General features: G+C 66.9%; 22 protein-coding genes. 10 read left to right on the forward strand and 12 right to left on the reverse strand.

Annotated features, from left to right (window positions below):
* Position 1 precedes the first annotated feature (1 nt).
* Positions 2 to 652: a MarC family protein gene (locus AX767_RS09060; RefSeq protein ID WP_082754931.1), complete on the forward strand. Its 651-nt coding sequence runs from the start codon at positions 2 to 4 to the stop codon at positions 650 to 652.
* Between the two features lie 282 nt (positions 653 to 934).
* Here AX767_RS09060 and AX767_RS09065 read toward each other — a convergent pair whose 3' ends face one another.
* Complete coding sequence (locus AX767_RS09065; RefSeq protein ID WP_068630587.1) at positions 935 to 1,897, reverse strand: LysR family transcriptional regulator; 963 nt, start codon at positions 1,895 to 1,897, stop codon at positions 935 to 937.
* A 97-nt stretch (positions 1,898 to 1,994) separates the two neighbouring features.
* Here AX767_RS09065 and AX767_RS09070 point away from each other — a divergent pair, with 97 nt between their 5' ends.
* The 6 genes from AX767_RS09070 (at position 1,995) to AX767_RS09095 (ending at position 9,404) form a co-directional block, all read left to right on the forward strand.
* Complete coding sequence (locus AX767_RS09070) at positions 1,995 to 3,536, forward strand: NADH-quinone oxidoreductase subunit L (protein ID WP_068630589.1); 1,542 nt, start codon at positions 1,995 to 1,997, stop codon at positions 3,534 to 3,536.
* A 20-nt stretch (positions 3,537 to 3,556) separates the two neighbouring features.
* Complete coding sequence (locus tag AX767_RS09075) at positions 3,557 to 6,118, forward strand: YbcC family protein (RefSeq protein WP_068630592.1); 2,562 nt, start codon at positions 3,557 to 3,559, stop codon at positions 6,116 to 6,118.
* Between the two features lie 443 nt (positions 6,119 to 6,561).
* On the forward strand, positions 6,562 to 6,894 hold the full coding sequence (locus tag AX767_RS09080) for a cupin domain-containing protein (protein ID WP_068630594.1): 333 nt from the start codon (positions 6,562 to 6,564) through the stop codon (positions 6,892 to 6,894).
* Between the two features lie 37 nt (positions 6,895 to 6,931).
* Positions 6,932 to 7,315 (forward strand): succinate dehydrogenase, cytochrome b556 subunit, encoded by a 384-nt coding sequence (gene sdhC / locus AX767_RS09085; RefSeq protein WP_068630596.1) that lies wholly within the window; start codon positions 6,932 to 6,934, stop codon positions 7,313 to 7,315.
* On the forward strand, positions 7,312 to 7,626 hold the full coding sequence (sdhD, locus tag AX767_RS09090) for a succinate dehydrogenase, hydrophobic membrane anchor protein (protein ID WP_156481003.1): 315 nt from the start codon (positions 7,312 to 7,314) through the stop codon (positions 7,624 to 7,626). The genes sdhC and sdhD overlap by 4 nt, the downstream gene beginning before the upstream one ends.
* 50 nt (positions 7,627 to 7,676) lie before the next feature.
* Positions 7,677 to 9,404: a cbb3-type cytochrome c oxidase subunit I gene (locus AX767_RS09095; protein WP_237288599.1), complete on the forward strand. Its 1,728-nt coding sequence runs from the start codon at positions 7,677 to 7,679 to the stop codon at positions 9,402 to 9,404.
* A gap of 3 nt (positions 9,405 to 9,407) precedes the next feature.
* Here the strand turns inward: AX767_RS09095 and AX767_RS22065 are convergent, their stop codons facing one another.
* The 6 genes from AX767_RS22065 to AX767_RS09120 all read right to left on the reverse strand — a co-directional run bounded on the left by AX767_RS22065 (position 9,408) and on the right by AX767_RS09120 (position 14,288).
* Positions 9,408 to 9,539 carry a hypothetical protein gene (locus AX767_RS22065; RefSeq protein ID WP_257721716.1) on the reverse strand — a complete coding sequence of 44 codons (132 nt, stop codon included), beginning with the start codon at positions 9,537 to 9,539 and terminating at the stop codon, positions 9,408 to 9,410.
* Between the two features lie 44 nt (positions 9,540 to 9,583).
* Positions 9,584 to 10,273: an ABC-type transport auxiliary lipoprotein family protein gene (locus AX767_RS09100; protein ID WP_082754935.1), complete on the reverse strand. Its 690-nt coding sequence runs from the start codon at positions 10,271 to 10,273 to the stop codon at positions 9,584 to 9,586.
* 12 nt (positions 10,274 to 10,285) lie between these two features.
* Positions 10,286 to 11,242, reverse strand: coding sequence for an MlaD family protein (locus AX767_RS09105; protein ID WP_068630600.1), 957 nt, complete (start codon positions 11,240 to 11,242; stop codon positions 10,286 to 10,288).
* 6 nt (positions 11,243 to 11,248) lie between these two features.
* Positions 11,249 to 12,073 (reverse strand): ABC transporter ATP-binding protein, encoded by an 825-nt coding sequence (locus AX767_RS09110; protein ID WP_068630602.1) that lies wholly within the window; start codon positions 12,071 to 12,073, stop codon positions 11,249 to 11,251.
* The gene (locus tag AX767_RS09115) at positions 12,070 to 13,236 is read right to left on the reverse strand and encodes an MlaE family ABC transporter permease (RefSeq protein WP_068630604.1); all 1,167 of its coding nucleotides are present in this window, start codon (positions 13,234 to 13,236) and stop codon (positions 12,070 to 12,072) included. The genes AX767_RS09110 and AX767_RS09115 overlap by 4 nt, the downstream gene beginning before the upstream one ends.
* A 107-nt stretch (positions 13,237 to 13,343) precedes the next feature.
* Complete coding sequence (locus AX767_RS09120; protein WP_068633517.1) at positions 13,344 to 14,288, reverse strand: LysR family transcriptional regulator; 945 nt, start codon at positions 14,286 to 14,288, stop codon at positions 13,344 to 13,346.
* A gap of 118 nt (positions 14,289 to 14,406) precedes the next feature.
* On the opposite strand from AX767_RS09120, the gene AX767_RS09125 reads away from it, so the two are divergent.
* Positions 14,407 to 15,924: a CoA-acylating methylmalonate-semialdehyde dehydrogenase gene (locus AX767_RS09125; protein ID WP_068630606.1), complete on the forward strand. Its 1,518-nt coding sequence runs from the start codon at positions 14,407 to 14,409 to the stop codon at positions 15,922 to 15,924.
* 272 nt (positions 15,925 to 16,196) lie between these two features.
* On the opposite strand, the gene AX767_RS09130 is transcribed toward AX767_RS09125, so the two are convergent.
* Positions 16,197 to 17,657, reverse strand: coding sequence for an amidase (locus tag AX767_RS09130; RefSeq protein ID WP_237288600.1), 1,461 nt, complete (start codon positions 17,655 to 17,657; stop codon positions 16,197 to 16,199).
* 200 nt (positions 17,658 to 17,857) lie between these two features.
* Here AX767_RS09130 and AX767_RS09135 point away from each other — a divergent pair, with 200 nt between their 5' ends.
* A complete protein-coding gene (locus tag AX767_RS09135) occupies positions 17,858 to 19,498 on the forward strand; it encodes a GMC family oxidoreductase (protein WP_068630610.1) in 1,641 nt (546 codons plus the stop codon).
* A 318-nt stretch (positions 19,499 to 19,816) separates the two neighbouring features.
* On the forward strand, positions 19,817 to 20,575 hold the full coding sequence (locus AX767_RS09140; protein WP_068630612.1) for a sulfite exporter TauE/SafE family protein: 759 nt from the start codon (positions 19,817 to 19,819) through the stop codon (positions 20,573 to 20,575).
* Positions 20,576 to 20,587: 12 nt separating this feature from the next.
* Here AX767_RS09140 and mrdA read toward each other — a convergent pair whose 3' ends face one another.
* Genes mrdA through AX767_RS09160 form a run of 4 tightly spaced genes read right to left on the reverse strand, consistent with a single transcriptional unit; the run spans position 20,588 to position 25,105 of the window.
* A complete protein-coding gene (gene mrdA, locus AX767_RS09145) occupies positions 20,588 to 22,558 on the reverse strand; it encodes a penicillin-binding protein 2 (protein WP_068630615.1) in 1,971 nt (656 codons plus the stop codon).
* A 13-nt stretch (positions 22,559 to 22,571) separates the two neighbouring features.
* Positions 22,572 to 23,093: a rod shape-determining protein MreD gene (gene mreD / locus AX767_RS09150; RefSeq protein WP_068630617.1), complete on the reverse strand. Its 522-nt coding sequence runs from the start codon at positions 23,091 to 23,093 to the stop codon at positions 22,572 to 22,574.
* On the reverse strand, positions 23,090 to 24,046 hold the full coding sequence (gene mreC / locus AX767_RS09155; protein WP_068630620.1) for a rod shape-determining protein MreC: 957 nt from the start codon (positions 24,044 to 24,046) through the stop codon (positions 23,090 to 23,092). Before mreC ends, mreD begins: the two co-directional genes overlap by 4 nt.
* A 15-nt stretch (positions 24,047 to 24,061) precedes the next feature.
* Entirely contained in the window at positions 24,062 to 25,105 is a 1,044-nt protein-coding gene (locus AX767_RS09160; RefSeq protein ID WP_068630624.1) for a rod shape-determining protein, read from the reverse strand.
* Positions 25,106 to 25,166 lie beyond the last annotated feature (61 nt).

Raw genomic sequence — 25,166 nt, forward strand, 5'->3', positions numbered from 1 at the left:
CATGGCGACCTCGATGGACCTGATCAAGCCGCTGGTCACGTTGGTGGCGATCGTCAACCCGCTGGCCATCGTTCCGTTCTTCATCCACTACACGCAGGGCTACAGCGATGCGCAGCGCAAGCGCACCGTCGTGGTGTCGGCCTTCAGCGCGTTCGTGGTCATCGCGACCAGCGCGTTGCTCGGGCTGCAGTTGCTGAGCTTCTTCGGCATCTCGATCGCGAGCTTCCAGGTCGGCGGCGGGCTGCTGCTGCTGCTGAGTTCGCTCTCGATGCTGAACGCGCAACCGGCCGAGCAGAAGAGCAACCCCGAGGAAATCCGCGCGACCGAAGTGAAGGCGTCGATGGGCGCCTCCATCGCGGTGGTGCCCCTCACCATCCCGCTCCTGACCGGCCCGGCCACGATGTCGACCGTGGTGATCTACGCCGAGAAAACGCGCCACCTCTGGGAACTGCTGGTGCTGGTCGGCTACGGCGTGGTGGTGGCGCTGGCGACGGCGGTGGCGTTCTCGCTGGCCGACCCGATCGCACGCGTGCTCGGCAAGACCGGCATCAACATCATGACGCGGCTGATGGGGCTGATCCTCGCCGCGCTGGCGGTGGAGGTGATGTCGGACGGGCTGACGAAGCTCTTTCCTGCGCTGCACGGGGCGTAGCGCGGTTTCGCCGAAGCGTTGTGCAGGTGCGGGTGCGCAAAGCCGCGCATCGGGTGCACTGCGATCTCGATCGCTGATCCTTGCGAGGCTGATGCCGCAAGCCTTCTTCATGGCGCACGGGATACAGGCTTCATCGGCTTGCAACTCGCCCAACCTCGACATTTGGAAACCCGATCTCCCCGCGGATTGCGGCCCGTCGCGTCTACACGCGGATCGCTTGCGAACCCGCAGGTTGACCCCCACCGTTGAAGTCATCGCTCAGGAAGACTGCGATGCGAGGTCTTAAGTTTTCCGCCTGCGGCGCGTCTTGCTGGATGCTTGGACGGCGGGCAGGTGCAGATCCGGCTGCTCTGCCGCCAGCGCAGGTCGCTGTGCGAGCAACTGCTCCAGCCGCTCCATGCGGTGCCGGTGCAACGTGGTAATCGCGTAGAAGTTTTCCTGCAGCTGTGAAGATCGCCCGACCGTCACCAGCGCACCATCACGGAGTTCGTCCTGCACCACCACCTCGGGCAGCACCGTGAGCCAGCCGCTGTCGCGCGCTACGAGGCGCAGCATCGCCATGTCATCGACCTCTGCCCGCAAACGAGGGGTGACGCCCGCAGCCACGCACAGTGCGTCGAACTGCCCGCGCGACGCGTGGCGCGGACCTGGCAGTGCCAGCTCCAGCCCGTCGAGATCTTCGGGCATGCGCAGCGTGCGCCCACGCCACGTCGACGCCGGGCCGACGAGCGAGATGTCCTGGCTGCCCAGGAACCGGCAGTGCAGCGGCCGATCCGGATCGGCCGGCACCGCCTCGTTGGCGAGCACGACGTCAAGCTGGTGTTGAAGCAGGCGAGTGAGCAGCTCTTCGAGCATTCCTGACTCCAGCGTGAGCGTCACCGTCGGATCGGCGAGCAGCGGCTGGATCCAGTTCTCCTGGTAGTTGCGCGACAGCGTTGCGACGCTTCCTACGCGCAACCGCACCATGCCCCCGTCGCTGCCTTGCAACCGGCCTAGCAGTTCCTGACCGAGCCCGAAGATGTTCTCGGCATAGGACAGCACGACCTGCCCCGTGTCAGTCAGAACAAGACGGCGACCCGTGCGCTCGAACAACGCTTCCCCGAGGCGGTCTTCTAGCTGGCGGATCTGATTTGAGAGCGCCGACTGGGATACGTGCAACTCATTCGCCACCTGCGTGAGATGCCCGACCTTGGCGACACGCCAGAAATACAGGAGGTGATGGAAATTCAGCTGATCGATCTTCATTGTTCTCTTAAAAAGAACAATACGTTCTTATCAATGAATTTTACAGAACACAATGCCGCTCGCATCATGAACCGATCTTTTTTCGGGTGGACCCGTGATGACTCTTACAAGTGTGCTTTTGTCGGCCTGCAGCCTCATGCCTGCAATCCTGATGTTGGCGGCCACGCCGCATCGGCGCAATGCGGACATGCCGGCAGTCTGGCAGCGTTTCCGAGTGCTGGCGGTGGTCGCGCTCGCAGGCACGGCAGCAAGCCTGGGGCTGCAAACTCTTGCCACGCCGAACGCGCCGGTCCCGCTTGTTACGGGCCTTGCCGTCGACCTCACGGGCGCCTGGATGGCGTTGCTGGTGCAGTTGCTTGGCACCGTGATCGGCGTGTTCTCGTCGCGCTACCTGCAGGGTGAGCCAGGCCAACCGCGCTACGTGGCCGCGCTCAGCGGCGTGCTGGCCGCAGTACACGTGCTGCTGCTGGCAGACCATTGGCTGGTGTTGATCGCTGCCTGGGCGACTGTCGGGCTGGCCTTGCAGCACCTTCTGTGTTTCTACGCCGGTCGCCCCTTCGCCCTGCTGGCGGCACACAAGAAGCGCGTGGCCGACCGCCTGGCCGATGTGCTGCTGATCGCCGCTGCGGCCTTGGCCTGGCACGAGGTCGGGTCCGGCTCTTTGTCGGACTTGTGGCGCCATCTCGAGGCCGGTGCGCCGTCGATGGCGCTGCAGGCCAGCGCGATCTGCCTGGCCCTTGCGGTCGTGCTGCGCACCGCACTGCTGCCCGTTCACGGCTGGCTGATCCAGGTGATGGAGGCGCCGACGCCGGTGTCGGCGCTGCTGCATGCGGGAGTGATCAACCTCGGCGGCTTCGTGCTGATCCGCTTTGCGCCCTTGCTCGACGCAGCGCCGATCGCGCGCTGGTTGCTGGTCGGCATCGGCCTGATCACCGCGCTCCTTGCCGGCCTGGTGATGCTCACGCGGATCAGCATCAAGGTGCGTCTGGCCTGGTCGACCGTGGCCCAGATGGGCTTCATGGTGATGGAGTGTGGCCTGGGGTTGTACACGCTGGCGATGCTCCACCTGATCGGTCATTCGCTCTACAAGGCGCATGCCTTCCTCGCCGCCTCCAGCGCGGTGGAATCGGCGCGCCTGCGCACGATGCGCGGTGTCCTGGCGCCTTCGGTCACGAGCCTCTGGGCCGCGCCGCTGGCGTCCGCAGCCCTGGTGGCGGCCCTGCTCCTGCTGCATGCGGTGGTGTTTCAGGTCGCTGCCTGGCCCTGGTGGTGGAGCGGTGTGCTGGCGCTGGCCTGGGCACCGCTGCTTTGGGCGCCGTCGAAGCGATATCCGGACGCGCCCGGTGAAGTGCGCGGCGCCCTCACCGGCACCGGCATGGTGGCCGCGCTGTTGCTGGCCGCGATGATCGGCCACGCGCTGCCCTTCGGCGTGCATGACAGGCCGCAGGGGGTGGCCGGCCTGGTGGCGCTGGCCGGCATGGCGGCGCTCTACGCCAGCCTGGCCCTGCTGCACGCCCGCCCGGCGGGTTTAACCACCTGGCGCCGCTGGATCTATGCCGGCTTCTATGTCGACGAGCACGCCACGCGCGCCGCGCTGCGGCTGTGGCCGGCGCGCTGGACCGTGGTCGCCGCCGATTGACCCGAAACGAGGAACCACCCATGCAAACCTTTCTAACCCCGCCCGCCGAACCCGGCCACCGCCTGCAGCCAGAACCGTCGGCCAACGTCGACATCAACCGCCGCATTGACGCCGCCTGCGCACAGGCCTGCAGCGCCATTGCACCGGCCTGGCCGCTGGACCGCGCCATTGCCGTCAATCCGCACTGGGAGCGAATCGGCCACAGCGTGCGCACCGTGGCCGCGCGCATGGCGGTGCTGGGCGACATCCGCGTTTTTCCACCGCGTGCGATGCTGTGCGAGGCCTGGGCGTCTGGCCGCATCGTCGCCGCCGACATCGACGAAGCGCTGGCGCAACTTCCCGCCGCCCGGGTCGCCGGCCTGAACGCCGACCAGGCCGTGGCTGCGCTCACCGAGAGGCCCGATCTGCCCCGGCTGCCCCTGCTGATCGACGTGCTCGACGACGACCCGCAGGGCCAGCGGCGGCTCTCGTGGCGGCAGGCCATCACCCATCAGGTGAGCCAGGTCTGCGCCGCCTACTTCGACGTCCACCAGGCCGATTGGCAGCCCGACCGGGGAGGCGGGCTCTACACCTTCTGGCGCACGACGCTGACGCACGACCACGGCATCGGCGTGCTGATGGGCCTGCCCGACATCGCCCGTGGCCTGGCCGCACTCCCCGCCACTCGCGAGGACGCCGAACGCTGGGTACTGCGTCGGCTGGGATTGCCGCAAGAAGCCTGGGCCGACTACCTCGAAGCCGTCCTGCTCACAGTGAACGGCTGGGCATCGTGGTGCGCCTACCTCGCTTGGGAGGCTCGCTTGGCGGGCGACAGCGACACGCACCTGCGTGACCTGCTCGCGATCCGACTGGCCTGGGGCGCGATCTTGCTCGAGTGCCGCGACGACAAGGCGGCGCAACGCGCCTTTTCCGCCCTGCAGGTCGAATGGGACCGTGCGCCCGCGCTGCTGCAGCAGGCCGAGAACGCCTTGGTGGTCGACGAGGCCTGGCAGCTCGCGTTCGAGCTGGGCTACCAGCGTGGTCTGGCACAGCGGCTGCGGGCTGTCGCGCCGCTGCCGGCCACGCCGGCAGATAAGTCGCGCCTGGACTCGGGCGTCGAGGTCCAGGCCGCCTTCTGCATCGACGTGCGCAGCGAACCCTTGCGCCGGGCCATCGAAGCGACCTGGCCGGCGGTACAGACCGTCGGCTTCGCCGGTTTCTTCGGCCTGCCGGTGGCCTACACACCGCTGGCCACCGAAGCGCGGCGCCCGCAGTTGCCCGGTCTCCTGGCACCCACCCTGGAGGTGACCGAGCGCGTGGCCGACACCCTCTCCGACTTCGGCCCACCCGGTGACGCCCTGCAGGCTTGCGCCCGCCAGGCCCGGCTGACCCGCTTCGCCGACGCCGACCGTTGGGGCGCTGGCAGCCGCTGGCCGAACGCGGCCTTTTCGTCGGTCGAGGCGATCGGGGCCGGGTATCTGGGCAAGCTGGCGCGGTGGCTGCGCCCGTCGGCCGCCGCACGCCGCTCGGTCGACAGCGCCGGGCTCGGGCCGCGCTACCAATCGGTGTGCCGGCCCGTGCTCAGCGGTCTGGATCTCGATGCCAAGGTGGACTTGGGCGCGCGCGTACTGCATGCCATGGGCTTGGACTTTGGCCTCGCACCGCTGGTGCTGCTGGTCGGCCATGGCAGCCAGAGCGCCAACAACGCGCAGGCGGCCGCGCTGGACTGCGGGGCCTGTTGCGGCCAGACCGGCGAGGTCAATGCGCGTGTGCTGGCGTGGCTGTTGAACGAGCCGGAGGTGCAGGCTAACCTGCGGGCTCGTGGTCTTGCAGTGCCCGCTGACGTGGCGTTCGTCGCTGCGCTGCACAACACGACCACCGACGAAATCGAGGGCTTCGACCTCGATCTGCTGGACGACGTCGCGCGGGTGCGCTGGGCACGGTTGCAGAGCGTGTTCCTGCACGCCGGTGACCAGGTCCGTCGCGAGCGTGCCACGGGGCTCGGACTCGACCCCCGCTCGCCGCATGCCACGTTGCTGCAGCAGCTGCGCCGCCGCGCCAACGACGGCGCCCAGACGCGGCCGGAGTGGGGCTTGGCCGGCAATGCGGCCTTCCTCATCGCGCCGCGCGCCCGCAGCCTGGGTGCCGTGCTCGACGGCCGCGCCTTCCTGCACGACTACGACGCTGCCCAGGACGCAGACGGCAGCGTCCTGGAGCTGCTGATGACCGCGCCGATGCTGGTGACGCACTGGATCAACTGGCAGTACCACGCATCCACCTGCGATCCGAGTCGCCTGGGCAGTGGCAACAAGCTGCTGCACAACGTGGTCGGCGGACGCATCGGTGTCTTCGAAGGCAACGGAGGCGACCTGCGAATCGGCCTGGCACAGCAGTCGTTACACGACGGCACGCGTTGGCGGCACGAGCCGTTGCGCCTGACGGTCATCATCGACGCCCATGCCGAGGCAATTGAGCGCGTGATCGCCCTGCACCCCGTCGTGCGCCAACTGCTCCACAACGATTGGTTCCACCTGTGGCGCTTTGCTGATGGCGGCGGTTTCAAGCGCTATTCGCAAGGCCAGTGGATTGCGGTCGTGGCGTGAAGTAGCGCATGCAGATGGGCTTGCTGTGCGCATGCGAACCGGCATCCTGGCGGCCCTCTTCGGCACCGTTGCCGCTCTCGTTCATGCGTCACCCGTCTTCCCGGGGACACAGTGACGCACGCCCGCCAACAGCACGCACCCCAACACACGCGGACCGACGGCACGCCGGCGCTGCTGCCCGCCGATGCGGCCGGCGGCCTGACCGTCGAAGCTGCTAGGTCATTTGCCTCACCCAGCCCCGCTTGGTGAAAGTGGTGACCCCTCGTGCTGGCCATCCATCTCGAATTCCATCGGTGCCATCGACCGGCTTTTTCTCGCTCTGAATAAGAGCCCGCACCAGAAGAGCGACGGTAGCTCGGACGCCCACCGCTTCGAGGCTGCGTGCGTTAACGCACAGACGCTTCGCCGCCAGTGGCCGAGCATTCGGCGAGGAGGATTCAGAAATGGCCATTCACCATGCTTTGTCCGGCGAGCTGATCGACATCCGACCGCTCGGCGCGGCGATCGAGACGACCCGAACCGCGACGTTGTACAAGACGCAACACATTGAAGTGTTCCGCATGGTTCTCCTCGCCGGCAAACAGATGCCCGAGCACCACGTCGCCGGAGAATTCACGATTCAATGCCTCGAAGGCAGCGTTGAATTTTCCATCGGCACCACGCGAGACATCATGGGGCCGGGCAGCCTGAAGTGTCTGGCGGGCGGCGTGCCGCATTCCCTGGTGGCCATCGAGGATTCAAGTGTGCTCGTCACTCTGTTGCTTCATGAAGCATGAGGCCGTTCAAGCCGCTGCTGCATCGTTGCGTCCCTCCATGAAGCGGCGCGTTCCGGCTCGACCGGTGTTCTTCAAGCTGACGCAGATTCAGATGCCGGTCGGTGCCATCACCTCGATCATGCATCGGGTCACGGGCGTGGTTTTGGCGATCGCCATCCCGTTCTGTTTTTACGCCCTGCATCTTTCGCTGGCGAGCAAGGAGTCGTACGAACATCTGACGAAGATGGCAAACACCGGCCTTTTCAAGATCGCGCTGATCGCCTTCATCTGGGCGCTGTCGCACCACTTGCTCGCAGGCGTGCGGCATCTGCTGATGGACATTGGCATTGGCTCGCACCTGGCCGACGCGCGCCGCAGCGCCTGGAGCGCGAACGTCGGCGGCGTGGCCATGGCGTTGCTGGCCACAGGCGTCGTGCTGTGAGAAGACCTTTCGGCAGCCTCGTGCCGTGGCTGATTCAGCGCCTGAGCGCAGTGTTCATGCTGGTTTTCATCGGCTTCGTGCTGGCGCATTTTCTGGTCGATCCGCCCGGTTCGTATCAGGCCTGGCGAAGCTGGGTCGGGTATCCCGGCGTCAGCGTCGCCACGTTCGTGTTCTTCGCCGCGCTGCTGACGCATGCATGGGTGGGTCTGCGCGATGTCACGCTGGATTACGTCAAGCCGCTCGCCGCACGTGTCGCTGTTCTGGCACTGATCGCCCTCGGGCTCATGACCCTTCACGCAATGGCGGCCTGAAGGTCGACCTCATCACCGACCCGACCGAACTGCGTCAGTTCACTGCGTTCGTGACGTGGGCCGCTTGGGCGTCCGTGGCGGCGCGGCCGGGTGAAGTGCATTCGTACACCAACAACTTCCCCTACGACCCGAGCGTTGGCAATACGGCCATCTCGGGCGCCTTGCTGTGGAGCGCTCTCAGCCTGATGGTGCTGCTCGCCGGCATCTCCACCGTGTTGCTGGCCTTCGGCAAGTTCGACTACCTGGGCTGGATCACGCGCGGCCACAACGTGAAGCCACAGATGCTGCCTGGCCGGTCCAGCCGGGGGCAGGACGCGCTCGTCAAGTTTTTCGTGGTAGTCGCGCTGCTGTTTCTTGCGCAGGCGCTGGTGGGCGGCGCGGTCGCCCACTACCGCGCCGATCCTGGCAGCTTCTATGGCTTTCAGCTCGAAAGTGTTTTTCCCAGCAACCTGATGCGCACCTGGCATCTGCAGCTGGCCATCTTCTGGATCGCGACGGCGTATGTGGCAGCGGCATTGTTCCTGGGTCGATCCCTGCGAACGGACGAACCGCGCTGGCTGGCGGGTTGCACCCATGCGCTGTTCGCTGCGTTTGCGGTGGTCATCTTCAGCAGCCTGCTGGGCGAATGGGCCGGCATCGCGCAGCTGCTGGGACCACTGTGGTTCTGGCTCGGTAACCAAGGCTGGGAGTACCTTGAGCTCGGCCGCGTCTGGCAGGTCCTGCTCGTCGTGGGGTTGTTCGCCTGGTTCGCGCTGCTGTGGTCGCTGGTTCGACCGAGGACACTGACTGAGCCCGCTGCGCGGCCGATCGTCCGGATGTTTCTGGTGGCAGCGCTCGCCATCCCGGTGTTCTACATCCCGGCCATGGTGTTCGGCGCGAAGACGAACTTCACGGTGGTCGACACCTGGCGCTTCTGGATCATCCATCTGTGGGTCGAAGGATTCTTCGAATTCTTCGCGACCACGATCGTCGCCCTGACGTTCTATCAACTGGGTCTCACCCGCCGCAACGTGGCGCTGCGGGTGATCTACCTCGACGCGATTCTTTACTTCCTGGGCGGCTTGATGGGCACCGGCCACCACTGGTATTTCACCGGACAGACGAACCTGAACATGGCACTGTCGGCGCTGTTCTCGGCGCTGGAAGTCGTGCCCCTGACCTTGCTCACGCTGGATGCATGGGACTTCGTTCGCACCACGCGCGGAGAGCGTGATGCCGCTGGCAAGCAGATGGTGATTCCGCACAAGTGGACGTTCTATTTCCTGATGGCGGTGGGGTTCTGGAACTTCGTCGGCGCGGGCATCTTCGGCTTTCTGATCAACCTGCCGATCGTCAGCTACTACGAAGTCGGCACCTTGTTGACGCCGAACCATGGGCACGCCGCGATGATGGGCGTCTTCGGCATGCTGGCGATCGCGCTCATGGTGTTCGTGCTTCGACAGACAAGCCGCGACGAGGAGTGGCCAAGCATCGAGAAGTACGTTCGCTGCGCGTTCTGGGGTACGAATGTCGGCCTCGCGATGATGGTGGTGATGAGCCTCTTCCCGGGCGGACTTCTACAAGTTTGGGACGTGCTGCAAAACGGCTATTGGCACGCGCGAAGTTTGGACTACATCGCAAGCGAACGATCACATCTGATCGAGTGGCTGCGCATGCCGGGCGACGTGGTTTTCATCGCGTTCGGGGCTGTGCCGCTGGTGATTGCGACTTGCAAAGCCTCTCTGTCTTTGCGCGCAAAGGCAGCGGGCGATGAGGGTGCCGAGCGACCTGCGGTCTGAACTTTATTGCGTTCGTTTTTGAGACTCGAAAAGCTGAAGGATTCCGGTCTGCGGCATGTCCGCGACAGTGACGGCATCGACACCCTTGGCCATGTATTGCCCGAGCAAGCCGTTCGTGTTCTTGTCGGCGGCCATCTTTGCCTCGATCCCGCGCAAAGCCGTCGATCACTCAGCGCAACTCAACGCGGCTGATCCACCCACTGCACCAGGTCGGCAATCGCCGCATCGGTCGCCACACTCAGCGCCTTCACGCCACCGGCCGCATCCGCGCTCGGCGCCGGGCTGCTCATCACGACGACACGCTGGCCCATCACGCGTTCGCCCGAAGGCGTGCCGCGCACGAGCGTGGCACGCACCCGCACCAGGCCCACGCTCTGGCCGGGCGACTCGAAGTAATGGCTGAACTCTTCCAGCGTGATGCGCAACACGTCGGTGCTGCGGCCCTCGGTGCGGTTCAGGTTCGCGGCCTCCAGCGTGCCGAGCACCGTGCGGCGCTGCGACAGCGCATCGCGCAGGCGCTGGCGCAGCAGCTGCGTGGGTGGCAGCGTCCAGCGGGAGCCGGCGTAGGGTCGCACTTCGTTGGCGTCCGCATACCCCAGCCGGTAGTTGAGCTGTGTGCCTTCAAGCCGCGAGGCGCTGGTGTCGAGGTCGGCCAACGTGATTGGCGGCAACGGCGCGGTCGGCGCGGTCGAGGTGGGGTTCGCGGCCGGCAGCGGACCGGGGCCGAAGTCGTAATGCACGACGCGGCCGGGCTTGTCGGGCAGCGCCCCACAGCCGGTCGTCACGCCCACGGTGAGCGCCGCGAGGGCGAGCATCACGGCAGCGCCCACACCCGCGAGGCCTGTTTTCTTGTCAGCGAATGAGGTCATGTCTGTGCTTTCTCAAGGGCGGGCCTGGGGCGCGACGAAGCCGGCTTCCCCCGGGCCGGGCGCAGGCACGCCGGTGCCGTACAGCACCGACTGCGGGTTGTCGGCGATGGTGTCGGCCATGCGACCGACGCGGCGCGCAGCGAGCGAGGTGTCGTCGGCCGCGCGGTTGAAGCGCGGCAGCGTGGCGTTGTTGAGCGACTCCAGCGTCTGCTGCAGCGCCGCCGTGCCGGTGCCCAGCCGATCGATGGTGCCGCCCTCGGCGTTCAGTCGCGTGAGCGTGCCGTTGACCGACTTCGCCACGCGCGAGAACTCGCCGATGGATTCGCGGGCGGTGTTGGCCAGCGGCGGAATGGCCGCCAGCGCCGGGTCGATGCGCGTCTTGAGCGTGGCCTCGAAAGAGCGCGTGACCTGATTAGCGCTGGTCGCCAGCTGCGAGATGTTTTCCAGCGCGTCGGCGATGCGTTTCTGGTTGGCATCGCCGAGCAACGCATTGGCGCGCTTGGTCACCTCTTCGACCTGATTGAGGATGGCTTCGCCGCGGTCCTGCAGTTGCGCGAGCGTCGACGGCTTGAGCGGAATGCGCGGCGGGTTGTCGTTGTCGGGCACCAGCGACGCGCTGCCATCGGCCTTGTCGTCGATACCGATGAACGCGAGGCCGGTCACGCCCTGGTAGCTCAGCGTGGCGTAGCTCGAAGTGGTGAGCGGAACGCGCTCGTCGACCGTGATGCGCACGCGCACGTTGCCCTTGGTCTTGGGGTCGAAGTCGATCGAGGTGACCTTGCCGACCGCGATGCCGCGGTAGCGCACCATCGCCTGCGGCTGCAGACCGCTCACCGCTTCGCGCGTGGAGAGCTCGTACACATTGCGTACCGTGTTGTCCCGGGTGAACCAGACCACGAGCGCCACCAGCGCGGCGATGAGGCCGAGCACGAAGGCGCCGGCGGCGAGGGCGTGGGCCTTGTTTTCCATGGCGGTTTACCTTTCAGGGGCTTTCGGCGCGAGCGGAACGACGCGCTTTTCGTGCAGCGCCTCCATGGCGCGCTGACCGCGCCCGCCGAGAAAATAATCGTGCACGAACGGGTGCGGATAGGCGATGACGTCGCGCGCCTCGCCGGTGACGATGACCTTCTGGTCGGCCAGCACCGCGATCCGGGTGGACAGGTCGAACAGCGTGTCGAGGTCGTGCGTGACCATCACGACCGTCAGGCCCAGCTCGCGGTGCAAGCTGCGCAGCAGGTCGCAGAAATCGTCGGCGCTTTCGGGGTCAAGGCCGGCCGTCGGCTCGTCGAGCAGCAACAGCGGCGGGTCCATGATGAGCGCACGCGCCAGTGCCACGCGCTTGATCATCCCGCCCGACAAATCCGACGGGTTCCTGTACGCATGCTGCGGGCCGAGTCCGACCATCTGCAGCTTGACCAGCGCCGCATCGCGGATGAGCGCATCGGGCAGCAGCTTGAGTTCGCGCAGCGGAAAGGCGATGTTCTCCAGCACGCTGAAGGCCGAGAACAGCGCGCCGTGCTGGAACAACATGCCGACGTTCGCCGCGCCCGTGGCGCTCAACTGACCCGGCGCTTCGCCCAGCACGCTGACCGTGCCCTTCGTCGGATGCTCCAGCCCGAGGATCTGGCGCAGCAGCACCGTCTTGCCGGTGCCCGATCCACCCACCAGCGACAGCACTTCGCCGCGCGTGATCGAGAGGTCTAGATCGCGGTGCACGACCTGGTCGCCTTCCGGGCTCTCGAACACGGTCCAGAGCTTGCGGATTTCCACCACGTTGTCGTTTGCGCCTGGCGTGTTCACGCGCGAAACCCCACGCCCTTGAACAGCACGGCAAAGAGTGCGTCAACCAGGATCACGACGGTGATCGAGGTCACGACCGACGACGTGGTGCCTTTGCCCAGGCTCTCGGTGTTGGGCTTGACCTTCATGCCGAAGTAGCAGCCCACGAGCGCGATCAGGATGCCGAACACCGCGGACTTCGCGAGCGCGAGCCAGAGGTTGGTGATCGGCACCGCGCGCGGCAAGGCCGAGAGGAAATAGGCGGGCGAAAGATCGAGCGCCGCATCGGCCGCGATCATGCCGCCCACCAGCGCGGCGGCCGATGTCCAGAGGCTGATGAGCGGCATCGCGATGGCCAGTGCCAGAACGCGCGGCATCACGAGCCGGAAGCCGTGCGGAATGCCCATCACGCGCATCGCGTCGAGTTCTTCGGTGACGCGCATCACGCCGATCTGCGCGGTGATGGCCGAGCCGGAGCGCCCGGCGACCAGCACCGCCGCCAGCACCGGGCCGAGTTCGCGCACCAGCGAAAGGCCCAGGATGTTGACGATGAAAGTCTCGGCGCCGTACTGCCGCAGCTGCTGCGAGGTGAGGTACGCAAGCACCACGCCGATCAGCAGCCCGACCAACGCCGTGATCGGCAGCGCCGTGGCGCCGAACTGGTAGAGGTGCCCCGAGAAATCGCGCCAGGGGGCACGGTGCGGCGCGCGGATCAGCGTGCAGATGTCGAGCAGCAACTGGCCGATGAGCCGCGTGAAGTCGCGCGCCACCATCGCGATGCGCGGGCCGTTGAGCGCAAACGCCTTCAGGCGGTCCCGCAGCGTCGGCGACGGCAGCGGCGGCGTGTCGACGGTGAATTGCGCGACCTGCTCGAGCACCGCCTTTTGCTGCGCCGACATTTCGAGCGTGGTCGGCCACGCGTTGTGCCAGTGGCCCCACAGCAGCTGGGCGCCGATGTGGTCGAGCTGTTCGATGCCGCGCAAGTCCCATGCGCGCACATCGGAATGCGGTGCGGCTTCGAGGTTTTGCGAGAGCGCCTCCCAGCTCGAACGGCGCGACATCGCCAGCGCGGTCCAGCGGCCGGTCGCAACCGCCCACTGCCTGCCGCCCTCCTCGCGCCCTGCGACGCGCGGCAGCACGCTCTCGGCGTCGGGCGCAGGGGCTGGCGCAGCGGGTGACGGCATGGGCGCGTGGGGCTCGGGGGCGGTGTGGGGTGGAGGCCTTGTCATCGTAACCGCAGGGTCGTGTCTGCAATGAGGCAATGACAGTCCCGCCGTCGAAGCCGCCGGCCTCAAGACCGCGCCGCAAACCCCGGGGCGAGCGCGCCGCGCAACCACGCGACGAAGGCCTCGACGGCACGCGGCACGTGCGTCGCATAGGGGCGGATCGCGAACAGCTGTTCGCCGAACGCGCCGACCGGGCGCCAACGCGGCAGCACTTCGACCAGCTTGCCCGACTGCAGTGCTGCCTGCGCGCTGAAGTCGGGCGTCAACGCGATGCCGAGCCCTGCGATCGCCGCGTCGCGCAGCGCTTCGCTGTTGTTGGCTGCCAAGGGGCCGGACACAGGCACCGTGATGCGCTGCTGCGCGTCGGGGCCGTCGACGGTCTCGAAGTGCCATGTCGGTGTGTCCTGCACGCGCGGGTAGTGCAGGCAATCGTGCAGGGCCAGGTCGTGCGGCGTGGCCGGCGTGCCGCGCCGCCGCAGGTACGCGCGGCTCGCGACCAGCACCGAGCGCGTCGCGCAGAGCGTCCACGCGACATGCGTATCGGGCGGCGCGGCGGTGTGGCGGATCGCAAGGTCGAAGCCTTCCATCGCGAGCGAACGGAGCCGGTCCGACAGGTCGAGCTCGAGCCGCACTTCGGGATGCGCGCGCAGAAATTCCGCAAGCCTCGGCACGAGTTGCTGCCGCGCAAAAGCCACGGGCGCCGTGACGCGCAGCAGCCCGGTTGGCATGCCGGCCAGGTCGCGCACGCCCGCGAAACTGTGCGCGATGCGCTCGAACGGATCGCGCATGTCGTCGACCAGCCGCTGGCCGGCCTCGGTGAGCCGCACGCTGCGCGTGGTGCGCTGCACCAGCGGCACGCCGGCCGCACGCTCCAGCTCGGCAATGCGCTGGCTCATGGCCGCCTTGCTCACGCCCAGGCGCTGCGCCGCTGCGGTGTAGCTGCCCTGCTGCGCCAGCACCGTGAGCCAGTGAAGGTGTGTCCAGAGCGACTCGATCTTTTGGATTTTCATGCTTCGATTGTTCACCACTGCGAACAATCAATTCAGTTTTCCCGCCTTGGCACTGGGGAGCGCGCTGCCTAAACTGCGGGCACTTCCACTGTTGCTCACTGCCCGCACGAGACACGCCATGCCCATCACCCAGACCCCGATCGACCACTTCATCAACGGCCGCAAGGTCGCCAACAACTCGGGCCGCATGCAGGACGTGACCAACCCCGCCACCGGCATCGTGACGGGCGCCGCCGGCCTCGCGAGCGCGGATGAAGTCGGCGCTGCCGTCGCTGCCGCGCAGGCGGCGTTTCCCGCCTGGGCCGACACGCCGCCGATCCGCCGAGCCCGCGTGATGTTCAAGTTCCTGCAACTGCTCAACGAGCACAAGGACGAGCTCGCGCACCTGATCACCGCCGAGCACGGCAAGGTGTTCACCGATGCGCAGGGCGAGGTCTCGCGCGGCATCGACATCGTCGAATTCGCCTGCGGCATTCCGCAACTGCTCAAGGGTGACTTCACCGACCAGGTGAGCACCGGCATCGACAACTGGACGCTGCGCCAGCCGCTCGGCGTGGTGGCCGGCGTCACGCCCTTCAACTTCCCGGTGATGGTGCCGATGTGGATGTTCCCGGTGGCCATCGCCGCCGGCAACACCTTCGTGCTCAAGCCCAGCCCGACCGATCCGAGCGCGTCGCTCCGCATGGCCGAACTGCTCACGGAAGCCGGTCTGCCCGACGGCGTGTTCAACGTGGTGCAGGGCGACAAGGTCGCGGTCGACGCGCTGCTGGAACACCCCGACGTCAAGGCCATCAGCTTCGTCGGCTCCACGCCGATCGCCAACTACATCTACGAAACCGGCGCCCGCCACGGCAAGCGCGTGCAGGCCCTCGGCGGCGCGAAGAACCACATGGTCGTGATGCCCGATGCGGACATCGACCAGGCGGTCGACGCGCTGATCGGCGCGGGCTACGGCTCGGCCGGCGAGCGCTGCATGGCGATCAGCGTCGCGGTGCTGGTCGGCGACGTGGCCGACCGGCTGCTGCCCAAGCTGCTCGAACGCACGAAGACGTTGAAGGTGCTCCACGGCGAGAACCTCGCCGCCGAGATGGGCCCGATCGTCACGAAGGCCGCGCACGAGCGCATCACCGGCTACATCGCGCTGGGCGAGAAGGAAGGCGCGACCCTGCTGGCCGACGGCCGCATCTTCGACGCGAAGACCGCAGGCGCAGGTTGCGACGAAGGCTTCTGGATGGGCGGCACGCTGTTCGACCATGTCACGCCCGACATGCGCATCTACAAGGAAGAGATCTTCGGCCCGGTGCTTTCGTGCGTGCGTGTGCACGACCTGAAGGAAGCCGTCGACCTGATCAACGACCACGAGTTCGGCAACGGCGTCTCGTGCTTCACCCGCGATGGCAACGTGGCGCGCGAGTTCTCACGGCGCATCCAGGTCGGCATGGTCGGCATCAACGTGCCGATCCCGGTGCCGATGGCGTGGCACGGTTTCGGCGGCTGGAAGCGTTCGCTGTTCGGCGACATGCACGCGTATGGCGAAGAAGGCGTGCGCTTCTATACGAAGCAGAAGTCGATCATGCAGCGCTGGCCCGAGAGCATCGGCAAGGGCGCCGAGTTCGTGATGCCCACTGCGAAGTAGTGAGTGTCGGGGTGGGCTCGAGGGCGATGGGTGACTCCTTCCGCTCATGTCCCCCGCCTTCGGCTCCTCCTTTACTTCGCTGCAGGAGTCACCCATCACCCTCGGCCTGGACGCGATGTGTAGTGCAGCTTGATCAACCGCCGCCGCGTCCAAGGCTCAGGCCGGTGGGGTGTACTGCGCAGTGAGGTCAAGGGGGAGGCCGCAGGCCGGAGGACACGAACGGAGCAGTGCACCCCGCCGGCCTGAGCCTCGTCCCGAACGAGAGTCCGGATTCAAGCCCCAGTGACATGCACACCCGGCCGCTGACCCGCATTCCACTTCCCGTCAATGGCCCGTTCGATCTGCGCAGCCAGTTGCAGCAACAGCCCGTCGTTCGCCTGTCGCGCCTGCGCCTGGATGCCCAGCGGCAGCCCGTTCTGCTGCGCCGCAAGCGGCAGCGAGATGCCGGGCATGCCGCACAGGTTGGCGAGCGGGGTGTAGGCGAAGTTTTTCCACAGGTGGCCGAACCAGTCGTAGACCGACGGGTTGTCGCTGACGGTGAGGTACTCGGTGGTGCCGACCTTCGGCGTCGGCAGCGCGGTGATGGGGGTGAGGATGATGTCCCAGTCCTCGAAGAAGTTGCCGAAGGCGCGCGCGGTGGTGTTGAACACCGCCTGCATCTTCGAGCGCTCGGTGTACGTGGTGTGCAGGCCCGCTTCCCAGATCTTGATGTTGATCGGCTCCAGCAGTTCGGCCGGCGGGCGCTCATGGCCCAGGCGCGCGATCTGGCCCGCGATGACCTGCGCGAAGTTGCTGATGTAGCAGGTCGTCTGCGCGGCGAAGGCGGTCTGGAAGTCGACCTTCGGCAGCGCCCATTCGACATGGTGGCCCAGGCCCTCGAGGAAGCGGCCGACGCGTTCGAGCTCGGCCACGAAATGCGGCACCGCGCGGTAGTCGCCCCACTCGTGCGACAGCGCGATGCGCAAGCGGCCCGGGTCTTTCTTGATCAGTTCGCTGTACGGTTCGGCCGGCGACCAGAAGGGCATGAACTCGCCGGGCGCGCCGCCGCGGCACTGGTCGACGAAGGCCGCGGTGTCGCGCACCGTGCGGCTGTGGCAGCCCTGGATCGACACCAGGCCCGACAAGTCCGACAGGTTCGGTGCCAGCGAGAACACGCCGCGCGACACCTTCAGGCCGATGTTGCCGTTCGCGCCGGCCGGGATGCGGATCGAGCCACCGCCGTCGGTGGCGTGCGACATCGGCAGCACGCCCGCGGCCACGATGGCGCCGGTACCGGCCGAGGAACCGTAGGTGGTGTAGGCCGTGTCCCAGGGGTTGCGCGTGACGTGCAGCGTGTTCTCCACCGAGCTGCACACGCCGAACTCGGGCGTGGTGGTGCGGCCCATGATGTTCAGCCCCGCCTGGCGGATCTTGCCGGTGAGAAAGCTGTCTTCGGCCGGGCGATGGCCCTGCATCAGCAGCGAGCCGAATTCCTGCAGCCGACCCTTGAGCGTCGGCCCGAGGTCCTTCATCAGGTAGGGCACGCCGGCGAAGGCGCCATCGGTTTTCGTGCCGTTGCCCAACGGGTCGATGACGGCGTCGTCGAACACCTCGACCACCGCGTCGAGCGGGCCGTTGACCTTGTCGATGGCGGCCTTCGCCTGCGCCGCCAGTCCAGCTGGACTCACTTCTCCGTTGCGTACGCGCGCAGCCAGCGCCACCGCATCGTGGTCCGCCCATTCGGACCAGCTCATTGCCATCGTCATTTCAGTTTCCGTTTCTCTTCGGTTGTCGAATCGAGACCCGTCTATGCAGCCTCTGGAGCATGAGCGTAGCCGTCCTGACACGGACCGTCCTGTCGGTGTCAGCAAGCCGCCAGCCTTTGACGCCTAAACTGCAAAATCCGAGGCCCGGACACACCGGCCCGCGCCATTTTTGACCTGGAGACAACGCGTTGAGCGACACCACATTCGACTACATCGTCATCGGCGGCGGCACGGCAGGCGCGCTGATGTGCAACCGGCTCACCCGCGACGCGCAGAAACGCACGCTGCTCATCGAAGCCGGGCGCAAGGACGACTACCACTGGATCCACATTCCTGTCGGCTATCTGTATTGCATCGGCAACCCGCGCACCGACTGGCTCTACAACACCGAACCGGATGCCGGCCTGAACGGTCGCACGCTGCGCTATCCGCGCGGCAAGACGCTCGGTGGCAGCTCGAGCATCAACGGAATGATCTACATGCGCGGCCAGTCGCGCGACTACGACCAGTGGGCCCAGCTCACCGGCGACGACGCCTGGCGCTGGGACAACGTGTTGCCGGCGTTCAAGCAGCACGAAGATTTCTACCTCGGCGCGGACGACCTGCACGGTGCCGGTGGCGAATGGCGCGTCGAGAAGCAGCGGCTGCGCTGGGACATCCTCGACGCCTTCGCCGACGCTGCGGTCCAGGCCGGCGTGCCGCACACCACCGACTTCAATCGCGGCAGCAACGAGGGCGTGGGCTACTTCCAGGTCAACCAGAAGAACGGCTGGCGCTGGAACACCGCCAAGGCGTTCTTGCGACCGACCTGCTACGGTCGGCCGAACTTCGAGATGTGGGTCAACGCGCATGTGACGAAGCTGGTCGTCGAGACGCAAGCCGACGGCACGCAGCGCTGCACCGGCGTGCAAGTGTGGGACGGCCACGAGATGGTGACCGCGCACGCCACACGCGAAGTCGTGTTGTGCGGCGGTGCCATCGGCTCGCCGCAGATCTTGCAGCTGTCGGGCATCGGGCCGGCCGACCTCTCGCGCCAGCATGGCATCGACGTGGTGGCCGATCTGCCGGGCGTCGGCGCCAACCTGCAGGACCATCTGCAGATTCGCGCCGTCTACAAGATCAACGGGGCGCCGACGCTCAACGTGCTGGCCTCGTCGATGGTCGGCAAGGCGAAGATCGGCCTCGAATACCTGATGAAGCGCAGCGGCCCGATGAGCATGGCGCCCTCGCAGCTCGGCGCCTTCACCCGCAGCTCGCCCGACCACGTCTGGCCCAACCTGGAGTACCACGTGCAGCCGCTGTCGCTCGACGCCTTCGGCGAACCGCTGCACAGCTTCCCGGCGTTCACCGCGAGCGTGTGCAACCTCAACCCGACCAGCCGCGGCACGGTGCGCATCAAGAGCCCGCGCTACCAGGACGCGCCAGCCATCGCGCCCAACTACCTGAGCACCGACGAAGATCGCAAGGTCGCGGCCGATTCGCTGCGGGTGACACGTCGCATCGCGTCGCAACCCGCCCTGGCGAAGTACCGGCCCGAAGAATGGAAGCCCGGCGTGCAGTACCAGACTGACGAAGAGCTCGCGCGACTGGCCGGCGACATCGCGACCACCATCTTCCATCCGGTCGGCACCACCAAGATGGGCGCCGACAACGACCCGATGGCGGTGCTCGATTCACGCTTTCGGGTGCGCGGGATCCAGGGCCTGCGCGTGGTCGATGCCGGCGCGATGCCGACCATCACGAGCGGCAACACCAACAGCCCCACGCTCATGATGGCGGAAATGGCGGCGGGCTGGATGCGCGAGGAAGCGCGCATCCAGCCGGGCTAGGGCCCCGGGGCTTCTGGCCTTGGCGCAAGCCGCCAGGCCGCTGCCACCCGAGCGCCCCGTCCCACCCATTAACTTCCGGAAACAAATGGGTTGCAAAGCTGGCGGGTTAGCCCTGATGCACTCCAACGGTGCACGCCCTAAAGTCTCGCCACTCGCAAGCGGGCACAGCCTGCTGCCGAGGGTCCGAGGAGACAAGCTTTCTGACGAATAACGACATTCACAAGGCTCCAATCGAGATGCCGGTTTTTTGACAAAGCGCCGCTGGTCGGCGCTTTTTTTTGCCCGTCGTTTTCGCACGGCCGATGGGACAATCTCCGGATGGAAATGCTGGTGTTGACGGGCGCTTCGCTGCTCGCGGGATTCGTGGATTCGATCGTGGGCGGCGGTGGGCTGATCCTGGTACCTGCCCTCTTTGCGGTCTTTCCCGGCGCACCGCCCGCGACGCTCCTGGGCACCAACAAAAGCGCCTCCATCTGGGGCACGGCGGCATCGGCCGCCCAGTTCAGCCAGCGCGTGACGATCCGTTGGGGTGCGCTGTGGCCCGCGGCGCTGCTCGGCTTCGCCGGCGCCATGGCCGGCGCCTGGGCGGTCACGGTGTTTCCCGGCGACTTCTTGCGCAAGGCGCTGCCGCTCATCCTCGTGGCGGTGCTGGTTTACACCGTGATGCGCAAAGACATGGGGCGCCACCACGCGCCGCGCTTCACCGGCCGCGCCGAAACCCTTGCCGCCTGCGCCGTCGGGCTGTCGATCGGCCTGTACGACGGCTTTTTCGGCCCGGGCGCCGGCAGCTTCCTGGTGTTCCTGTTCGTCCGCTGGATGGGCTATGACTTTCTGAACGCGTCGGCCTCGGCCAAGATCATCAATGTGATGACGAACGCCGCCGCGCTGCTGCTGCTGGCCTTCAAGGGACATGTGTGGTGGCGCTACGGCCTGGTGATGGCGGTGGCCAACGTGGCGGGCAGCCTCTACGGCACGCGCGTGGCGCTCAAGCACGGGGCTGGCTTCGTGCGCGGCGTGTTCATCTTCGTGGTGAGCGCGCTGATCCTGAAGACGGCGTACGACGCGTTCGTGCGCTAGCGTGCGGCTTCTTCAGGGCGTTGTGGCGGGTGACGCAGTCACGGCGGGCCAGGCCACGTCGCTTGCGACACGCTGCTTGCCGATAGGCGCGCCCGCCTTGCCGGTCTTGATGGCCTCCATGTCGGCCTCGCTGGGGTACTGGTTCGCGAGCCAGTAGTCGAACACACGGCGCGCGATGGGAGCCGCCGCACCGGCGCCCCAACCCGCGTTCTCGACGATCACGGCCACCGCGATCTTTGGATCGCTGGCCGGCGCGAAGGCCATGAACAGGGCGTGGTCGCGCTGGTGCTCTTCGAGCGCGCGGGAGTTGTACTTGGTGCCTTGCGCCTGTGTCACGGCCTGCGCGGTGCCCGTCTTTCCGGCAGCGACATAGGGCGCACCCGCGAACACGCTGCGTGCGGTGCCGGCGCTCACGACGCTCTGCAAGCCTTCGCGGATCACCGCGATGTTGGCCGCCGTGTAGCCGAGGTTGTCGGCCGGCGGCTGCACGATGGGGGTGGTCTTGCCGGTGACGGTGTCGCGCGTGGCCAGCACGACGTGCGGCTTGTGCTTGATGCCGCCGTCGGCCACGATGGCCGTCGCCTGTGCGAGCTGCAGCATCGTGAAGCTGTTGTAGCCCTGGCCGATGCCGAGCGAAATGGTTTCGCCGGCGTACCACTTCTTGGCTTCGGGCCGCTTGTAGGCGTTGCGCTTCCACTCCTGGCTCGGCAGCACGCCGCGCACTTCGCCGCCGATGTCGATGCCGGTGATCTGGCCGAAGCCGAGCGGCTTCATCTCGTCGTGGATCAGGTCGACGCCCATCTCGTTGGCGAGCGAATAGAAGTAGATGTTGCTCGACAGCTGGATCGCGCGGCGCATGTCGACGCCGCCGATGTTGCCTTCGGGGCTACCGAAACGGTGGCCCGCGAAGTTGTAGTAACCCGGGTCGTTGATCACCACGCTCGGCGCGCGCTTGCCGCTGTGCAGCGCAGCGAGCGCCATGAAGGGTTTGTAGGTCGAGCCGGGCGGATAGGTGCCGCGCAGGGCGCGGTTCAAAAGCGGCTTGTCGATCGATTCGCTCAGCTCTTTCCAGCTCTCGCTGTCGATGCCTTCGACGAACAGGTTCGGGTCGAAGGTCGGCTTGCTCACGAATGCCAGTATTTCGCCGGTCTTCGGATCGATCGCGACCAGCGCACCGCGGCGCTCGCCGAACATCTCTTCGACCAGCTTCTGCAGCTTGATGTCGAGCGACAGCATGATCGTGTTGCCCGGCGTGGCCGGATGGCTCGCGAGCCGGCGCACCGCACGGCCGCCGGCCGAGGTTTCCATCTGCTCGACGCCGGTCAGGCCGTGCAGCTCTTTTTCGTAGCTCTGCTCGACGCCCAGCTTGCCGATGTAGTCGGTGCCCTTGTAGTTGGCGAGCGCCTCGTCCTCCCACTCTTCCATCGCTTCCTTCTCGCGCTGGTTGATGCGGCCGATGTAGCCGAGCACATGGCTCCCGGTCTCGCCGTTGGGGTAGTTGCGGAACAGTCGCGCCTTGATTTCGACGCCGGGAAAGCGATAACGCTGCGCCGCGAAGCGCGCGACTTCCTCGTCCGACAGGCGGGTGCGGATCGGCACCGAATCGAAGCTGCGCGAGTCTTCGCGCAGCCGCTTGAAACGCCGACGGTCGCGCGGCGTGACATCGATCACCTCGGCCAGGCCGTCGATCGTGGTGTCGACGTCGCCGGCCTTGGACGGCGTGATCTCCAGCGTGTAGGCCGAGTAGTTCGACGCGAGGATGATGCCGTTGCGGTCGAGGATGAGGCCGCGGTTGGGCACCACCGGCACGATCGCGGTGCGATTGTTTTCGGCCTGCTCGGCGAGGTCTTCGTGGCGCACCACCTGCAAGTAGACCAGGCGTGCGCACAGCAGGCCGAAGGCCACGAGCACCGCAAAACCGATGACGATCACGCGGTGCTTGAAGCGGGCGAGTTCGGCAGCGACGTTGCGGATTTCGGTCATGGGGCGAAGAGTGTCACAGCGGGCGGTTGGCGTCCGGGTCGGGCGTGCGCCGCTGGGGCGCCAACAGCAGCAGGCTGGCGAGCGGCCACAGCAGCGATTCGAGTGCCGGCGAGATCAACAGGTTCCATCCCGGAAACGCGCCGCCGCCGATCATGCGGATGGCCAGCTCGATCAGGTGCGACAACGCGAACAGCGGCAGCACCTGCAGCGCCTGCGACACCACCGGATACCAGAGCAGGCGACGGTGGATCGCGATCGCGAAGTAACCGAGCGTGGTGTACGACAGCGCGTGCTGGCCGAGCATGGCCGACTGGTGCACGTCCATCGCCAGGCCGAACGCGAACGCCACGCCGATGCCGATGCGCATCGGCTGGTGAACGCTCCAGAACACGATGGCCAGCGCGAGGAAGTCGGGCGTCCAGGCTGCGCGCCCCACCGGAATCATATTGAGCAGCAGCGCCGCGAAGAGGCTGGCCCACATGAAGAGCGGGCTGACGGGGAGCAGCAGTTGCTGCTGGCCGGGTCGCATGATCATCGCGCGCGTCCTTCCTTCTTGTCGGCCGCCTTGGCGTCCGCCGGCTTCTTCTTGCCAGATGCGGGAGCCGGTGCTGCCACAGGCTTCGGCGCCGTCGGTGCCCCGGTCGGCGCCAGCACCAGCACGTAGCGCGCCGCATTCACCTGGGCGAGCGGCACGCAGTGGATGCGCGCGAAAGCGGAGTCGGCGCGGCGCTCGATGCGGTCGATCCGCGCGACGGGCAGGCCCGGCGGATAGACGCCGTCGACGCCGCTGGTGGACAGCAGGTCGCCTTCCTGCACATCGGAGTTGGCCTGCATGAAGCGCAGTTCGAGCCCGCCGCCGTGCGCGGTCGCGTCGCCGAAGGCCACGCTGCGCGCGCCGGTGCGGGTGTTCTGCACGGGGATCGACAGGTCGCGGTCGATCACCAGCGTGATCTCGCTCGTGAAGGGCTGCACCTGCGTCACCTGCCCGAGCACGCCGCGCTCGTCCATCACCGGGGAGCCGGCCACGATGCCGTGCGTCAGGCCCTGGTCGATCACGATCTTGCGGGTGTAGGGATCGGCTGCGTCGTAGAGCACCTCGGCCGCGCGGCTCGGCGTGGTCTTGCTGGCGCGCAGTTCGAGCAGGGAGCGCAGTCGCGCGTTTTCGAGCGCCAGCGTGTCCGACTGCCCGGCTCGCTCGGCCTGCAGCGCGAGCGCCTTGCGCGCTTCGGATTCGTTGCTTTGCGCGGTCTGCAGGTCTTCGAGGTAGCGGCCGCCGCCCAGCACCATCTGTACCGGCTTGAGCGCCAGCCACTGCACCGGATACAGCACCGCGCCGATGGCCGCGCGCACGGGCTGCACGATGTGGAAGCGCGCGTCGGCCACCATCAGGAACAGCGCGAGCGCGCTGAAGAAGATCAGCTTGCTGAGTGCCGACATCCCCTGGTTGAACAGGGGCGGAGCGCTGCGATCAAGCGTGCCGAGCGGCATACGCGACCGCTGGGGTTATTCCGAGGTGAAGATGCTGCCGAGGCGGTCCATGCGCTCGAGGGCGATGCCGCAACCGCGCACCACGCAGGTCAGCGGGTCTTCGGCGACCAGCACCGGCAGGCCGGTTTCCTCGGCCAGCAGGCGGTCGAGGTCGCGCAGCAAGGCGCCGCCGCCGGTGAGCATCATGCCGCGGTCGGCGATGTCGGCGCCGAGTTCGGGCGGTGTTTGCTCCAGCGCGTTCTTCACGGCCGACACGATGTTGTTGAGCGGATCAGTGAGCGCTTCCAGCACTTCGTTGCTGCTGATGGTGAAGCTGCGCGGCACGCCTTCGGACAGGTTGCGGCCCTTGACTTCCATCTCCTTGACCTCGGAGCCCGGGAAGGCCGAGCCGATGGTCTTCTTGATGACTTCGGCCGTCGGCTCGCCGATCAGCATGCCGTAGTTGCGGCGGATGTAATTGATGATGGCTTCGTCGAAGCGGTCGCCGCCGACGCGGACGCTGCCCTTGTAGACCATGCCGCCGAGCGAGATCACGCCCACTTCGGTGGTGCCGCCGCCGATGTCGACGACCATCGAGCCGGAGGCTTCAGACACCGGCAGGCCGGCGCCGATGGCCGCGGCCATGGGTTCTTCGATGAGATAGACCGACGTGGCACCGGCCGCTTCGGCCGCGTCCTTGATGGCGCGGCGCTCGACCTGGGTCGAACCGCAGGGCACGCAGATGATGATGCGCGGGCTCGGCGTGAGCATCGAGCGCGGATGCACCATCTTGATGAACTGCTTGATCATCTGCTCGGTGATCACGAAGTCGGCGATCACGCCGTCCTTCATCGGGCGGATCGCCTCGATGTTGCCGGGCACCTTGCCGAGCATGGCCTTGGCCTCGCGGCCGACCGCCTGAATCACCTTCTTGCCGTGGGGGCCGCCTTCGTGGCGGATGGCGACAACCGAAGGTTCGTCCAGCACGATGCCCTTGCCGCGGGCAAAGATCAGGGTGTTGGCGGTGCCGAGGTCGATCGCGAGGTCGGTCGAAAAGTACCGACGAAAAGTACCGAACATTGCGGAAATCCTCTGGGGCACGGCATGCGCTTCGGCATGTCGTCGCCCTTCTTTTTGGGTC

Origin of the sequence: Variovorax sp. PAMC 28711 (genome assembly GCF_001577265.1) — a bacterium.
Classification (GTDB): Bacteria; Pseudomonadota; Gammaproteobacteria; order Burkholderiales; family Burkholderiaceae_C; genus Variovorax.

Bases quoted from the DNA above. Each gene is read 5' to 3' on its own strand.
- AX767_RS09140 (WP_068630612.1), top strand. From the start codon at position 19,817: ATGGAAATGCTGGTGTTGACGGGCGCTTCGCTGCTCGCGGGATTCGTG.
- AX767_RS09160 (WP_068630624.1), bottom strand. From the start codon at position 25,105: ATGTTCGGTACTTTTCGTCGGTACTTTTCGACCGACCTCGCGATCGAC.
- AX767_RS09105 (WP_068630600.1), bottom strand. From the start codon at position 11,242: ATGGAAAACAAGGCCCACGCCCTCGCCGCCGGCGCCTTCGTGCTCGGC.
- AX767_RS09100 (WP_082754935.1), bottom strand. From the start codon at position 10,273: ATGACCTCATTCGCTGACAAGAAAACAGGCCTCGCGGGTGTGGGCGCT.
- AX767_RS09125 (WP_068630606.1), top strand. From the start codon at position 14,407: ATGCCCATCACCCAGACCCCGATCGACCACTTCATCAACGGCCGCAAG.
- mrdA (WP_068630615.1), bottom strand. From the start codon at position 22,558: ATGACCGAAATCCGCAACGTCGCTGCCGAACTCGCCCGCTTCAAGCAC.
- AX767_RS22065 (WP_257721716.1), bottom strand. From the start codon at position 9,539: ATGGCCGCCGACAAGAACACGAACGGCTTGCTCGGGCAATACATGGCC.
- AX767_RS09065 (WP_068630587.1), bottom strand. From the start codon at position 1,897: ATGAAGATCGATCAGCTGAATTTCCATCACCTCCTGTATTTCTGGCGT.
- AX767_RS09060 (WP_082754931.1), top strand. From the start codon at position 2: ATGGCGACCTCGATGGACCTGATCAAGCCGCTGGTCACGTTGGTGGCG.
- AX767_RS09075 (WP_068630592.1), top strand. From the start codon at position 3,557: ATGCAAACCTTTCTAACCCCGCCCGCCGAACCCGGCCACCGCCTGCAG.
- AX767_RS09115 (WP_068630604.1), bottom strand. From the start codon at position 13,236: ATGCCGTCACCCGCTGCGCCAGCCCCTGCGCCCGACGCCGAGAGCGTG.
- AX767_RS09070 (WP_068630589.1), top strand. From the start codon at position 1,995: ATGACTCTTACAAGTGTGCTTTTGTCGGCCTGCAGCCTCATGCCTGCA.
- AX767_RS09080 (WP_068630594.1), top strand. From the start codon at position 6,562: ATGGCCATTCACCATGCTTTGTCCGGCGAGCTGATCGACATCCGACCG.
- mreC (WP_068630620.1), bottom strand. From the start codon at position 24,046: ATGCCGCTCGGCACGCTTGATCGCAGCGCTCCGCCCCTGTTCAACCAG.
- mreD (WP_068630617.1), bottom strand. From the start codon at position 23,093: ATGATCATGCGACCCGGCCAGCAGCAACTGCTGCTCCCCGTCAGCCCG.
- AX767_RS09130 (WP_237288600.1), bottom strand. From the start codon at position 17,657: ATGAGCTGGTCCGAATGGGCGGACCACGATGCGGTGGCGCTGGCTGCG.
- sdhC (WP_068630596.1), top strand. From the start codon at position 6,932: ATGAAGCGGCGCGTTCCGGCTCGACCGGTGTTCTTCAAGCTGACGCAG.
- AX767_RS09120 (WP_068633517.1), bottom strand. From the start codon at position 14,288: ATGAAAATCCAAAAGATCGAGTCGCTCTGGACACACCTTCACTGGCTC.